The sequence below is a fragment of the Flavobacterium sp. 9R genome (assembly GCF_902506345.1).
Taxonomy (GTDB): domain Bacteria; phylum Bacteroidota; class Bacteroidia; order Flavobacteriales; family Flavobacteriaceae; genus Flavobacterium.
Genome location: NZ_LR733413.1, coordinates 1,560,127 through 1,575,349 on the forward strand (window position 1 = coordinate 1,560,127; position 15,223 = coordinate 1,575,349).

Consider the following 15,223-nt stretch of genomic DNA (forward strand, 5'->3'; position numbering starts at 1 on the left):
TTTTTATGAAGACCACACCCAATAATGCCTTACTGTTTATTTTTATTACTGTTTTAGTTGATGTTATTGGTCTTGGAATTATTATTCCGATTGTGCCAAAATTAATTGAAAATTTAACGGGTCTTGGCATCAACGAAGCTTCTAAATATGGAGGTTGGTTGTTGTTTTCTTTTGCCATGATGCAATTTATTTTCTCTCCAATTTTAGGAGGATTAAGTGATCGATTTGGACGACGTCCTATCTTATTACTTTCCCTTTTTGGATTGGGTTTAGATTATATTTTTCACGCCTTTGCTCCTACAATTGCTTGGCTTTTTGTGGGCAGAATTATTGCGGGAATTATGGGAGCGAGTTTTAGTACGGCTACTGCTTACATTGCAGATATTAGTACACCAGAAAAAAGAGCACAGAATTTTGGACTAATTGGAGCCGCTTTTGGTTTGGGATTTATTATTGGTCCTGTAATAGGTGGAATAAGTAGTAAATGGGGAACTAATGTTCCTTTTTTGATTGCTGCTGGACTTACACTATTGAACGTAATCTACGGTTATTTTGTTTTGCCTGAATCCTTGTCAAAAGACAATCGTAGGGCTTTTGATTGGAAACGTGCAAATCCTATAAGTTCGTTACAAAATTTAAAGAAGTATCCAGTGGTTTCAGGTTTGGTGATTTCTTTGGTTTTAACATTTATTGCTTCTCATGCCGTACAATCCAATTGGTCGTTTTATACCATTTATAAATTCAATTGGACTCCTGAAATTGTTGGATATTCGCTTGCTGTTGTTGGAGTTTTAGTCGCTTTTGTACAAGGATTTTTGATTCGAAAAATCATTCCGCGTTTGGGACAAGTCAAATCCATTTATTTAGGAATGTCTTTTTCCGCTCTTGGGTTATTGCTTTTCGGATTAGCATCAGAAAGCTGGATGATGTTTGCTTTCCTGATTCCTTATTGTTTGGGAGGAATTGCTGGACCAAGTATACAAGGCGTTATTTCGAGCCAAGTACCCGCCAATGAGCAAGGAGAATTGCAAGGTGCACTTACGAGCTTAATGAGTTTGTGTGGCGTTTTTGGTCCTTTGCTCATGACTAATTTGTTCGCTTTTGCTACAGCCAAAAATAGTCCGTTTCATGTACCAGGCGCTCCTTTTTTTCTCGCGTCTTTTCTTACTTTGGTAAGCTTTTTTCTATCTTATAGAGTATTATCTAAAGAATTTAAGTAATAAATAGTACAAGTTGTTTTTTAGTTTAAGTATTTATTTTTTGTTATTATGTTGAATTAAAGATGTTTATGATTTATTTTTTGTAAATTTAATTGAGTTTAGTTTCTTAATTCAATTTTTTTCGGCAATAGATAATTTTATAAACCTAATTCAAGCACAATGAAAAATAAATTAATAATAGTACTAGTTTATAGTCTTAGTTATTTTGCTTCTGCACAAGATGTGACTCCACCGTTGGATAGTTTTTTACTAATGGTTGGCCAAAAGGACTTAATGTTAAATGACGGTACTGCTATGACTAATGATTTTGGTTATGCACGAAAAAGCAGAACAGAACGCGACGTTCCTTGGTTTGTCGATAGATTTAAAGCGAGTGCTGGTTTCTATGAAGCACTTAATAATACTAACATTCAATTGGGAAGTACTACAAAATCAATTGGAACAGATGTTGATTTTGAAAACGATTTGGGTCTGTCAAAATATTCTCCTACTTTTTTAGTTGGCTTAGAATGGCGTTCAACAAGTCGTTCAAAGTTTGTACTCAATTATTACAATCTTCGCAGAAGTTCCGACTATAAATTAAAAAAAGAAATTGAATTTGGAGATAATACCTATGCTGTAGATGCAAAAGTCCATGCTTTTTTTAATACTGCGATTTATCGATTTTCTTATGGATATGCTATTTTGAGTAAGCCTAGTTATGAATTAGGCTTGTCAATAGGAACTCATGTAGTAGGAGCAAAAGCTGGAATCGAATTAGAAAATGGTAATATTTCCGTTGCAAGTAGTGATGATTTCGGATTTACAGCTCCGCTACCTGATTTTGGGTTATGGGGTGGATATGCTTTTAGTGAAAGATTTTCTTTTACAGGAGAGCTTAATTATTTTGCATTAAAAATTAATGATGTTAAAGGGTCAATTATCGGTTTTGACGCCGCTTTTTCTTATAGAGTGCTTCCACGATTTGATATTGCTACTGGATTGACAGGTTTTAATTTTAAAGTTGAAGCTGAAAAAAAACGATTAATGGGGGATTTTCGATGGGGAAATAATGGTATTTTTTTGAAAGCTTCATATTCTTTTGGAAATAATAAATGGCATTGAATTTTGTAAATAAAAAAGCCGACTTGTACCACACAAGCCGACTTTTTTAAACAAATAAAAACTAAAAAAAAAATCTTAGAAACAGTAAGCGTTTTCAGCTACTAGTTTTGATGTAATAATTTCTCTTAAACCTACCACATTTGGCATGTTTGTATATTTAGTATAACGACGAAGTCCCATTAACATCATGCGTTGTTCATCACCTTCAGCAAAAGATACGATTCCTTCTTTTCCTTTTTGAGTAATGATGTCAACTGCTTTGTATAAGTACAATTGAGCCATAGCGATTTGTTCTTTTACAGCAGCTTCACCTTTCGTTTTAGCTAATTTTTCTGTTCTCAAAATGGTACTTTCAGCCATGTAGATTTCGATAAGGATATCTGCAGCAGCCATTAGCAATTGTTGGTGACCGTCTAAGTCTGGACCGTATTTTTGAACCGCTCCACCAGCAACCATCAAGAAAGCTTTTTTCAATTTGCCAATCATTTCTTTTTCTTCAGCAAATAATTCAGAATAATCAGGCGTTTCGAAAGATGGAATTCCCATTAATTCTGCTTGCACTTCAGAAGCTGGTCCTAACAAATCTACGTGTCCTTTCATGGCTTTTTTAACCAACATACCTACTGATAACATACGGTTAATTTCGTTGGTACCTTCATAGATACGTGCGATACGAGCATCTCTCCAAGCACTTTCCATAGGAGTGTCTTCAGAGAATCCCATTCCACCAAAAATTTGAATTCCTTCATCAGAACAGTTTTGAACGTCTTCAGAAACGGCTACTTTCAAGATAGAACATTCGATAGCATATTCTTCAACCCCTTTTAATTCTGCTTCTTGATGCGTAGATCCTGCAGCTTCACGTTCTGCGATTCTGTCTTCGATATCTTTAGCAGCACGGTATGAAGCACTTTCACCAGCGTAGCATGATGTAGCCATTTCAGCTAATTTAGAACGGATAGCTCCAAATTGAGAAATAGGAGTGTTGAATTGAATTCTTTCATTAGAATAGTTTACTGCACCAGAGATAACTCTTCTTTGTGCATCCAAACAAGCTGCTGCCAATTTGATACGTCCTACGTTCAAGGCGTTCATTGCAATTTTGAATCCGTTTCCTCTTTCAGACAACATGTTTTCTACAGGAACTTTGGTTTCATTAAAGAATACCTGACGAGTAGAAGAAGCACGAATTCCTAATTTATGTTCTTCTTCATTCATAGAAATTCCGTTAGCTGGATCGTTTTCTACGATGAAACCTGTAATGTTTTTGTCATCACCAATTCTAGCGAAAACAATGAAAAGCGAACAAAATCCTGCGTTTGAAATCCACATTTTTTGTCCTGTGATTGTGTAATATTTTCCATCTTCAGATAAAACTGCTTTTGTTTTTCCTGAGTTAGCATCTGATCCAGCTCCTGGCTCAGTCAAACAATACGCACCAAACCACTCACCTGAAGCCAATTTTGGAACATACTTTAATTTTTGTTCTTCTGTTCCATACAATGTTATTGGCATTGTTCCAATACCTGTGTGTGCTCCAAATGCAGTTGAAAATGATCCAGTAGCTCCAGAGATATAGTCACAAACCAACATAGTCGATACGAATCCCATTCCTAAACCACCGTAAGCTTCTGGAACAGCTACGCCAAGTAAACCTAGTTCACCTGCTTTACGCATAGTTTCTTCGGTGTAAGCGTAATCTTTTTTCTCAAAGCGATCTTTGTGCGCCCATAATTCTTTGTCTACGAACTCTTTTACAGAGTCACGCATCATTAACTGCTCTTCATTAAAATCTTCTGGTGTGAAAATATCTTCACATTTTGTTTCTTTTACGATGAATTGACCACCTCTTGTTTTATTGCTCATAGTAGCCCCCTAACCCAAGCACCCAAACCACGAATGTAGAGTAAGCTTTATGGGAATTCCTACTAGGGGTAAGTAGGGTATAAATTGTTAAACTATTTTTTTTTTAATTGAATGCATTAAATTAATTCCTACATAGAGGAAGGGATAGAGGGCTTTTACACCAACTCGAAAATCCCCGCACTTCCTTGTCCTGTACCTACGCACATAGAAACAATTCCGTATTTGTTGCCTCTGCGTTTCATTTCGTCGAATAATTGAACCGAAAGTTTAGCACCTGTACAACCTAGAGGGTGACCTAAAGCAATAGCTCCACCATTCACGTTGATGATTTCAGGATTTAAGTTGAGTTCTCTAGTTACTGCTAAAGCTTGAGAAGCAAAAGCCTCATTTAGCTCAATCAAATCGATGTCATTTAGTGTCAATCCGGCTTGTTTTAAGGCTTTTGGAATCGCTTTTACTGGACCAATTCCCATAATTCTTGGTTCTACACCTGCAGAAGCAAAGTTTACCAAACGAGCAATCGGCTGAATGTTTAATTCTTTTACCATTTCTTCGCTCATCACCAAAACGAAAGCAGCACCATCACTCATTTGAGAAGAGTTACCAGCAGTTACACTTCCATCGGCAGCAAAAACAGGACGCAAACCTGCCAAAGCTTCCAATGAAGTACCAGCTCTAGGTCCTTCATCTTTAGTTACTACATACGATTTGGTTTCTTTTTTACCATTTTCATTGATAAAAGTTTGCTCAACTGTAATTGGTACAATTTGGTTGTCAAATTTTCCTTCTGCTTGGGCTTTTAAGGCTTTATTGTGCGATTGAAAAGCAAACTCATCTTGGTCAGCACGAGAAATGTTGAATTGTTTCGCCACCGCTTCTGATGTTAATCCCATTCCCCAGTAGTAATCTTCGTGACCAGCTGCAGCCACTTTGTAATCTGGTGTTGGTTTGTAACCTCCCATTGGAATATAACTCATACTTTCTGCTCCACCGGCAATAATGCAATGCGCCATTCCTGATTGGATTTTGGCAGTCGCCATCCCGATAGTTTCTAATCCAGAGGCACAGTATCTGTTTACGGTTACACCTGGTACATCATTCACTTTTAATCCCATTAAAGAAATCAAACGTCCGACATTTAGACCTTGCTCAGCCTCTGGCATAGCATTTCCAACCATTACGTCATCAATACGGGTTTTGTCAAAATCAGGCAACTCATTCATCATATATTGAATGGTTTCTGCTGCTAATTCATCAGGGCGTTTGAATCTAAAAACTCCCTTTGGTGCTTTTCCTACGGCTGTACGATAAGCTTTTACTATATATGCTGTTTTCATATTTTTATTTTTAAGAGTAGAGAATCTAGAGAATAGAAATAGACTTTAACTTACATCTCTATTCTATTTTCTATTTTCTAATTACGAAGTGGTTTCCCTTTAGTTAACATAAATTGAATTCTCTCCAATGTCTTTCTTTCTGTACAAAGAGATAAGAAAGCTTCTCTTTCGATATCCAATAAGTATTGTTCAGATACTAAGGTCGCTTCAGATAAGTCACCACCAGCCATAACATAAGCCAGTTTGTTGGCAATTTTCTTGTCGTGTTCAGAGATGTATTTACCAGCTTGCATTTGGTCAGTTCCAACTAAGAACATTCCCAAGGCTTGTTTTCCTAATACTTTTACATCTTTTCTGCGAATAGGTTGCGTGTAACCAGCTTCGGCCATCAATAAAGCATGTTTTTTAGCCTCAGCAATCTGACGATCTTTGTTGACTACCACTATGTCTTTACCATGTTGTAAAATACCTAAGTCAAAAGCTTCATAAGCAGATGTAGATACTTTGGCCATAGCCACTGTTAAGAAATACTCTTGAAGTACATTCAATTCTACGTCGTTTTTACGGAACAAATCAGACGCTCTCAACGCCATTTCTTTTGATCCACCACCGCCAGGAATTACACCTACACCAAATTCTACTAATCCAATGTACGATTCAGCTGCTGCTACAACTTTGTCAGCATGTAAACTCATTTCGCAACCACCACCTAATGTCATACCGTGTGGTGCAACTACTACTGGAATTCCAGAGTAACGTACACGCATCATAGTATCTTGGAACATTTTGATCGCCATGTTCAATTCGTCGTATTCTTGTTCAACAGCCATCATAAAGATCATTCCAATATTGGCTCCAACAGAAAAGTTTGCTGCTTGATTTCCAATTACTAAACCTTGGTATTCTTTTTCGGCTAGATCGATTGCTTTGTTAATGCCTTGCAATACATCGCCACCAATAGTATTCATTTTAGATTGGAATTCTAGGTTTAAGATACCATCTCCCAAATCTTGAATAATGGCGCCACTGTTGCTCCAAACTTTTTTAGTTTCGCGTATGTTGTTCAAGATGATGAATGCATCTTGACCAGGAACTTTTGTTTGTGATTTTGTAGGAACATTGTAGAAATAAGTAGCCCCTTCTTTCACAGTATAAAAACTTGTGTTTCCAGCAGCAATCATTTCGGTAACCCAAGCAGCAGGTGCTAAACCTTCAGCTTGCATAATTTCAATTCCTTTTTCAACACCTATGGCATCCCAAATTTCGAATGGTCCATTTTCCCATCCAAAACCTGCTTTCATAGCGTCGTCAATTTTGTATAATTCGTCAGATATTTCAGGAATTCTGTTCGAAACATAAGCAAACATTCCAGCAAAACTTTTTCTGTAGAATTCACCCGCTTTGTCTTTTCCTTTTACTAAAACTTTAAATCTATTAATCGGTTTGTCAATTGTTTTTGTCAATTCCAAAGTAGCAAAAGAAGCTCTTTTTGCAGCACGATATTCTAAAGTGTCTAAGTCTAAAGATAAAATTTCTTTGCCTTCTTTTTTGTAGAAACCTTGCCCTGTTTTACTTCCCAACCATTTGTTTTCCATCATTTTGTTAACGAAATCGGGTAGTTTGAACAACTCGTGTTGCTCATCAGTTGGACAGTTTTCGTAGATTCCGTTGGCTACGTGTACCAAAGTATCTAGTCCTACAACGTCAACTGTTCTGAAGGTAGCCGATTTTGGACGACCAATAACTGGTCCTGTCAATTTATCTACTTCTTCTATAGTTAATCCTAGTTCTTTTACTAAGTGAAACAAACTTTGGATGCCGTAGATACCGATTCTGTTTCCGATAAAAGCTGGAGTATCTTTGGCTACTACCGAAGTTTTTCCTAAGAATTTCTCACCATATCCTGTTAAGAAATCCAATACTTCAGTAGAAGTTTGTGGGCCAGGAATGATTTCGAATAATTTTAAGTAACGTGCAGGGTTAAAAAAGTGAGTGCCACAGAAGTGTTTTTGGAAATCTTCGCTACGACCTTCACTCATAAAGTGAATCGGAATACCAGAAGTATTTGAGGTTACCAAAGTTCCAGGTTTTCTGAATTTTTCAATTTGTTCGAAAACCAATTTTTTGATGTCTAAACGCTCAACAACTACCTCGATAATCCAATCTACACCTGCAATTTTCGCCATATCATCTGTAGTGTTTCCAGTACTGATACGGTTTGCGAATTTTTGATTGTAAATAGGAGAGGGCTTTGATTTTAAAGCGGTAGCTAAACTATCATTTACCAATCGGTTTCTCACGATTTTGCTTTCGAGAGTTAATCCTTTTTTGGCTTCTGCATCCGTCAATTCTCTTGGAACAATGTCCAAAAGTAAGACTTCAACACCAATGTTGGCAAAATGGCAAGCAATTCCAGATCCCATAATTCCAGATCCAATTACTGCGACTTTTTTAATTGTGCGTTTCATACTTAGTTACTATTTATTTTTTTTTATTTTGTTTTTTGATTGAGGTGTAGCTTTTTAAGCAGTGAGTTACTGTTCAGTGTTTTCATTCATTACTATTGTGCCTGCATTGGATTCATTTTCAGTAGTTGTGAAAATGCTCTTTTCAAGAATCAATTCGTTGATGATTTCTGCGACCTCCATAAAGTGAGCTAATTTTTCTTCTGAAATATGTTGTTTTACTGTTTCATTAAACTTTAGCACTGTATTTTTTGAAAGCTCTCTTTTCTCTTTTCCAAAAGGAGTTAGATATAGTAAAACCCCTCTGCCGTCGTCTGGATTTTTCTTTCTGAAGATTAATCCCTTTTCTTCCATCGTTTTCAAGGTTCTGGTCAAACTCGTGGCTTCCATTCCCATTCTAGGACCTAAAGCAGTCGATGGTGTTCCATCTTCTTTATCAATACTCAAAAGGGCAAATCCAGTTGCCATTGTTGCATCATATTTAGCTGCTTCTTCATTGTACATTCTAGAAACGGCTTGCCAAGTTGCTCTTAAAACATAATCAATTGTTTTGTCTTTCATAGTTTACTATATCGATTTCAAATATATATAAAAAATACTATGCACGCATATTATTTTTTAATTTTTTTTATAAAAATAAAAAAACTCCATTGTTTTTCAGGAGTTTATGGTGTTGTTAAATTATTTTTTTTGCCAATACATTATGATTTTGCTAACAAAAAGAAGTGAGTTTGAAAAATAGAGAAATTTACAAAAATGTTTTCGAAAAATATCCCAAAACCTATCTCACAAAAAAAGTCCTGAACAATAAATTCAGGACTTTTCGTTTTTTATAAAATCATCTATTTATGATTGACCATAAATCTTCTCATAAAGTGGTTTGTACATTTCTAGTACAATTTTACGTTTTAGTTTTAGGGTAGGAGTAAGTTGTCCTCCATCAATAGACCAAACATCTGGTGTTAATTCAAAACGTTTGATTTTTTCCCAATTTCCAAATTTAGCATTCAAGTGGTCTACTTCTTCTTGAATACGCGCAATTACTTTTGGATTAGAAATGATTTCTTGATTGGTTTGACCCACTTCAATTCCGTGTAGTTTTTCCCATTCTTTGATGAATTCAAAACTTGGCTGAATAAAAGCAGCTGGCATTTTTTCGCCATCACCAATCACCATAATTTGTTCAATAAAACGAGATTGTTTCATTGTATTCTCAATCAATTGTGGAGCAATGTATTTTCCACCAGAAGTTTTGAACATTTCTTTTTTACGGTCCGTGATTTTCAAGAAACCTTCAGCATCGATATTACCAATGTCTCCAGTATGGAAATAGCCATTAGCCAAAGCTTCATTTGTTTTTTCTTCATCTTTGTAGTAGCCCATCATTACGTTTGGACCTTTGCAAAGAATCTCACCATCTTCAGCAATTTTTACTTCTACACCGTTGATTAGTTTTCCTACTGTCCCTACTTTGAAGCCTTTATTTCTCATATCGTTTACAGAAATAACAGGCGAAGTTTCAGTCAGACCATATCCTTCCATCACAGGAATTTCTGCCGCGGCAAACACTCTTGATAAACGTGGTTGCAAAGCAGCACTTCCTGAAACCATTAAGTCTAGATTACCACCCAAACCTTCTTTCCATTTACTAAAAATCAGTTTTCGGGCTATTTTTAATTGGAATTCATACCAGAATCCGTTGGCTCCATAAGGTTCGTAACGCAATCCTAAATTGATAGCCCAAAAGAACAAGGCTTTTTTAATACCCGTTAGTTCAGCTCCCTTAGCATAAATTTTATCGTATACTTTTTCTAACAAACGAGGAACAGCTGTAATTACGTTTGGACGTACTTCCTTGATATTGTCGCTAATTTTTTCAATCGATTCTCCAAAATACACCGAAACACCATAATATTGGTACAAGTACAAAATCATACGTTCAAAAATATGGCAAATAGGCAAGAAGCTTAAAGCCGTATTTTTTCCGGGTTCAAACGGAATTCTAGGCGCGCTATTCAATACATTAGAAACAATATTTTGATGCGAAAGCATAACTCCTTTAGGTTTTCCAGTGGTTCCAGAGGTATAAATAATGGTAGCCAACTCTTGAGCCGTCACATTATTTTTGCGGTCTTCTACAACATCTTGATTGCTAGTATCTGCTCCAAGAGTCAATAGCGAAGACCAATTTTCGCAACCTTCAATTTCATTAAAAGAATACACTCCTTTCAAAGCCGGAACATTGGCTTGAATGTTTTTTACTTTATTGTAGACTTCAATATCCGAAACAAAGCAGTATGACGAACCAGAGTGGTTCAAAATGTATTCGTAGTCTTCTTCTCCAATAGTTGGGTAAATAGGCACGGTTTGGGCTCCGGTTTGGAGCACACCAATATCCATAATATGCCATTCGGTTCTATTATTGGAGGATATAATGGCAATTTTATCGTTTTTTTGAATGCCCATTCTAATCAAAGCCCTAGAAATAGTATTCGATTGTGCAATGTACTCTTCGGTTGAAGTTTTGTTCCAAACTCCATTTTGCTTAGTCACCAAAGCATCGGGAATTGAGTTGAATTTCTCTAATTGATAGTAAGGAAAATCAAATAGGCGTGTGATATTTACCATTATAAATGAATTGAATTTTTCGCAAATTAAATAAAAAATGCTAACATTTTTAGGTTTTTAAAAACTAATTATTATTCTGAATACTAATTAGTTGGTATTCAGCGAAATCGATTTCTTGAAATTGATAAATTTGTGTTAAAAACGATTACTTAGGCGTTTTATGCTGAAAACAAATCCTCAAACAAAAGACCTTCAGTGAGTTGACTTTTTACCTTTTTAACTCTTCTTCTGTAAACTCCTTAAAGCGCTCACCCGCAATAAACATCTTCATTTTATTAAAATGAATAGTAAACGACTGGTAAGTCCATTCTTCTTCGTGAGCCTTCGCTTTTTTATACCAAAACGAATAGGCTGCGCTATCAAATCCTTCTTTAAAAATCGGAATTCCAGATTCAGAACATTCTATACCCCAAACAATCGGTTCTTTTACCAAATCCTCATTTTGCATCATTCCAGTTCCGTCGGCATTAAGAACGGTTATAGGCTCAACTTGTTTTTGCAACGCATAAAGTCCAGCAATAGGATAATTGATAATGGTAGTTATGTAGTGTTCGGTGTTTTGATTCTTAATTTTTGTCGTTTTGATTTGAGCAAAAGTGGCACTAGCACTCATCAAAAGTGCCGTAAGCCATAAAGATTTTTTTTTCATAAGTAGGTTAGTTTAGTTATTAGGGTAGATTTTGAGCAAGGGGCGTGCTCGGATTAATGTATTATTTTTTTAGTATTTGTAAGGAGCAGCAACAAAAGGTATTCTTGTTGTCACGGGTCCCGCTGTTCGTTATATCTTTCCCGCCGAACCCCGTCGGCAAAGGATGCCACTGCCATCGGGGCTATGAGGAATTATGGTTTCTTTTTTGTTGTCATTATCATTTCAACTTTTGATAAAAAAAGCTCATTCCTAGTAGAATGAGCTTTTTACAGAAAGTAAAAAATGTTTATTGTTTTTCAATCCATTTTCTAGCGTTTACAAAAGCTTCTAACCAAGGCGAAACTTCATCTTTTTGCCCGTTGTCTGGGTAATGTGCCCAGTTCCAAGGGAAAATAGAACGCTCAATATGCGGCATCATCACCAAGTGACGACCAGTTGTATCACATAGCATAGCCGTGTTGTAATCGGAACCATTTGGGTTAGAAGGATAGCCTTCGTAACCATATTTTGCAACGATATTATAATTCGCTTCTTGTTCTGGTAAATGGAATTTTCCTTCTCCGTGTGACACCCAAACTCCCAGTGTAGTGCCTTCTAAGCTAGAAAGCATCACCGAGTTGTTTTTTTGCACTTTTACAGAGGTAAAGATACTCTCGTGTTTGTTCGAAGTATTGTGGTGCATTTTTCCGTGTACTTTATGTTCTGGATTGATTAATTCTAATTCCATCCATAACTGACAACCGTTGCAAATCCCCACAGATAAAGTATCTTCGCGTTTGAAGAAGTTTTTCAATGCGGTATTGGCTTTTTCGTTGTACAAGAAAGCACCCGCCCAACCTTTGGCAGAGCCTAAAACATCCGAGTTAGAGAAACCACCCACAGCACCAATAAACTGAATGTCTTCCAAGGTTTCACGACCTGAAATCAAATCGGTCATATGTACATCTTTCACATCAAAACCAGCCAAGTACATTGCGTTTGCCATTTCACGCTCGGAATTACTTCCTTTTTCACGGATAATAGCCGCTTTTGGTCTCTCGACTGCGCTCGAAATGACAGCTGCTTTACCAGTAAAATGCGCTGGGAATTGATAGTCTAACGGTTGGTTTTTGTAATTTGCATAACGCGCTTCAGCCATTCCGTTGCGAGATTGTTTAGCGTCTAACAAATAAGAAGTTTTAAACCAAGTATCTCTTGTTTCATTTACATTAAAAGTAAACGTATCTGCATTGTTTTGGATAGTTACCAAATCTCCTTCGGTAACGGTTCCAATTTTGAAAATTTCAATATTTTTAGCTGCGAAAAGGGCTTCAATGGCTGCATCGGCTTGGAAAACCACAGCAATATTTTCATTAAATAATGTTTTTACTGTATCCGCTTCACCAAGAACGCTCAAGTCATACGTAGCACTTAAGTCTACTTCTGCAAAAGAAAGTTCTAATAAAGTAGTAATCAAACCACCGCTACCTACGTCGTGGCCCGCTTTGATTTGGCGGTTTTTGATAGCGTCTTGTAGGGTATTGAAAGCTGTTTTAAAATAAGCTGCGTTAGTAATGCTTGGCACATCGGTACCAACTTTATTCAAAATTTGAGCAAATGATGAACCTCCCAATTTGAAACTATCTTGAGATAAGTTCAAATAGTAAATGTTGCCGCCATTGCGTTGTAAAACAGGTTCAACAACTTTGGTAATATTGGTACAATTTCCTGCTGCCGAAATAATCACTGTTCCTGGTGCTATTACTTCGTCGTTAGGATATTTTTGTTTCATAGAAAGCGAATCTTTACCCGTTGGGATATTGATTCCTAATTCGATGGCAAAATCAGAACACGCTTGCACTGCTTCGTACAAACGAGCATCTTCGCCTTCGTTTTTACAAGCCCACATCCAGTTAGCTGATAAAGAAACCGATTGTAAACCGTCTTTTAGCGGAGCCCAAACGATATTAGAAAGTGCTTCTGCAATAGCGGTTCTTGTTCCCGCTACAGGGTCAATCAACGAAGCTACTGGCGAGTGACCTACAGTGGTCGCAATTCCTTCTTTGCCTTTAAAATCCAAAGCCATAACTCCCACATTGTTTAAAGGTAATTGCAATGGACCAGCACATTGTTGTTTGGCCACGCGACCTCCCACACAACGGTCTACTTTATTCGTTAACCAGTCTTTACAAGCAACCGCTTCTAATTGCAGTACTTGATTAAGATAGTTCGGGATATTTTCAGTAGTATAATTTAGTTCTGTATAATTTACAGCTACTTTTTTGTCTGTCATTATCGTTTTTGGAGAACTTCCAAAGAAATCTTCCAAAGCATAATCCATAGGTTTTACTCCTGTAGTTTTGGATTCAAATGTGAAACGATGGTCGTTAGTTACGTCACCTACTTGGTACATTGGAGAACGTTCTCTATCGGCAATGCGTTGTAAGGTGTCGATATCTTTTTCACCAATCACCAATCCCATACGCTCTTGCGATTCGTTACCAATAATTTCTTTAGCAGAAAGCGTTGGGTCACCAACTGGAAGTTTATCCAAATCAATCAATCCACCGGTTTCTTCTACTAATTCCGAAAGACAGTTGAGGTGTCCACCCGCTCCGTGGTCGTGAATTGATACGATAGGGTTATGGTCGCTTTCTACAAGTCCACGAATTGCATTTGCAGCACGTTTTTGCATTTCAGGATTAGAACGTTGTACGGCGTTCAATTCGATTCCAGAGCCAAAAGCACCTGTATCAGCTGAAGAAACCGCTGCACCACCCATTCCAATTCTATAGTTTTCTCCACCTAAAATAACGATTTTATCGCCAGCGGTAGGTTTCTTTTTTATCGCTTGGTCTAATTTTCCGTAACCAATTCCACCCGCTTGCATAATGACTTTGTCGTAGCCAATTTTACGGTTGTTTTCTTCGTGTTCGAAAGTCAAAACAGAACCAGTAATCAACGGTTGTCCAAATTTGTTTCCAAAATCAGAAGCTCCATTCGAAGCTTTAATCAAAATATCCATTGGTGTTTGGTACAACCAAGGTCTTTCTGCCATTCCTTTTTCCCAAGAATGTTCATTGTTTAATCGAGAATACGCAGTCATATAAACCGCTGTTCCTGCTAATGGCAACGAACCTTGTCCTCCAGCTAAACGGTCACGAATTTCTCCTCCAGAACCTGTAGCAGCTCCGTTGAAAGGCTCCACAGTAGTAGGGAAGTTGTGGGTTTCGGCTTTTAAGGAAAGTACGGCGTCAAATTCTTTTTCTTTGTAGAAATCAGGTTTGTCGGCACTTTTTGGTGCAAATTGGGTCACTTTTGGTCCTTTTACAAAAGCCACATTATCTTTATAGGCAGAAACAATATCGTTTGGATTTGTCTCTGACGTTTTCTTAATTAATTTGAAAAGGGAAGTCGGCTTTTCTTCACCATCAATTACAAAAGTTCCATTGAAAATTTTGTGACGACAGTGCTCTGAATTCGCTTGCGAGAACGCAAAAATCTCAGAGTCGGTTAATTTTCTACCTAATTTAGTCGCTAAATCAGAAAGATACTGTACTTCTTCTGGGCTCAATGCCAAACCTTCAGATTGATTATACGCTTCAATATCATCGATTTCCAAAATAGGTTCTGGTTGGATATTGATAGTAAAAATATCTTGATTAAGTTCGCTAAATTTTTGCGAAAGCATAGGGTCAAAATCCGAAAAATCTTCGGTAACACGTTGAAATTCCTCTATTCTGATGATGCCAGAAATCCCCATATTTTGAGTAATTTCTACTGCGTTGGTACTCCAAGGTGTAATCATAGTGGCGCGTGGACCAACAAAAAAATCCGACAAGACGGATTTTTCTATTTTAGTGGCATCAGCAAATAGCCAGTTGAGTTTTGAGATGTCTTGAGCCGAAATTTCGTTCTGCGTGTGTACGGCAAAAACAGTGTTACTTTGGTTTTCAAAGAAATGAATCATTGTTG

General features: G+C 37.0%; 9 protein-coding genes. 2 read left to right on the forward strand and 7 right to left on the reverse strand.

Features of this window, described 5'->3' with window-relative positions:
• Positions 1-5: 5 nt before the first annotated feature.
• Together FLAVO9AF_RS06850 and FLAVO9AF_RS06855 are read left to right on the forward strand one after the other, a co-directional pair.
• Complete coding sequence (locus FLAVO9AF_RS06850; RefSeq protein ID WP_159686177.1) at positions 6-1,220, forward strand: TCR/Tet family MFS transporter; 1,215 nt, start codon at positions 6-8, stop codon at positions 1,218-1,220.
• A 159-nt stretch (positions 1,221-1,379) separates the two neighbouring features.
• A complete protein-coding gene (locus FLAVO9AF_RS06855) occupies positions 1,380-2,324 on the forward strand; it encodes a hypothetical protein (protein ID WP_159686180.1) in 945 nt (314 codons plus the stop codon).
• 75 nt (positions 2,325-2,399) lie between these two features.
• Here FLAVO9AF_RS06855 and FLAVO9AF_RS06860 read toward each other — a convergent pair whose 3' ends face one another.
• From FLAVO9AF_RS06860 to purL, 7 genes are all read right to left on the reverse strand, one after another.
• Positions 2,400-4,190: an acyl-CoA dehydrogenase family protein gene (locus FLAVO9AF_RS06860; protein WP_159686183.1), complete on the reverse strand. Its 1,791-nt coding sequence runs from the start codon at positions 4,188-4,190 to the stop codon at positions 2,400-2,402.
• Between the two features lie 155 nt (positions 4,191-4,345).
• Positions 4,346-5,527, reverse strand: a complete 1,182-nt coding sequence (locus FLAVO9AF_RS06865) for an acetyl-CoA C-acyltransferase (RefSeq protein ID WP_159686186.1) — start codon at positions 5,525-5,527, stop codon at positions 4,346-4,348.
• 77 nt (positions 5,528-5,604) lie between these two features.
• Entirely contained in the window at positions 5,605-7,995 is a 2,391-nt protein-coding gene (locus tag FLAVO9AF_RS06870; protein WP_159686189.1) for a 3-hydroxyacyl-CoA dehydrogenase/enoyl-CoA hydratase family protein, read from the reverse strand.
• A 66-nt stretch (positions 7,996-8,061) separates the two neighbouring features.
• The gene (locus tag FLAVO9AF_RS06875) at positions 8,062-8,553 is read right to left on the reverse strand and encodes a MarR family winged helix-turn-helix transcriptional regulator (RefSeq protein ID WP_159686192.1); all 492 of its coding nucleotides are present in this window, start codon (positions 8,551-8,553) and stop codon (positions 8,062-8,064) included.
• A gap of 285 nt (positions 8,554-8,838) precedes the next feature.
• Positions 8,839-10,620, reverse strand: coding sequence for a long-chain fatty acid--CoA ligase (locus FLAVO9AF_RS06880; RefSeq protein ID WP_159686195.1), 1,782 nt, complete (start codon positions 10,618-10,620; stop codon positions 8,839-8,841).
• A gap of 208 nt (positions 10,621-10,828) precedes the next feature.
• Positions 10,829-11,269 (reverse strand): hypothetical protein, encoded by a 441-nt coding sequence (locus FLAVO9AF_RS06885; protein ID WP_159686198.1) that lies wholly within the window; start codon positions 11,267-11,269, stop codon positions 10,829-10,831.
• Positions 11,270-11,555: 286 nt separating this feature from the next.
• Complete coding sequence (gene purL, locus FLAVO9AF_RS06890; RefSeq protein WP_159686201.1) at positions 11,556-15,218, reverse strand: phosphoribosylformylglycinamidine synthase; 3,663 nt, start codon at positions 15,216-15,218, stop codon at positions 11,556-11,558.
• Positions 15,219-15,223 lie beyond the last annotated feature (5 nt).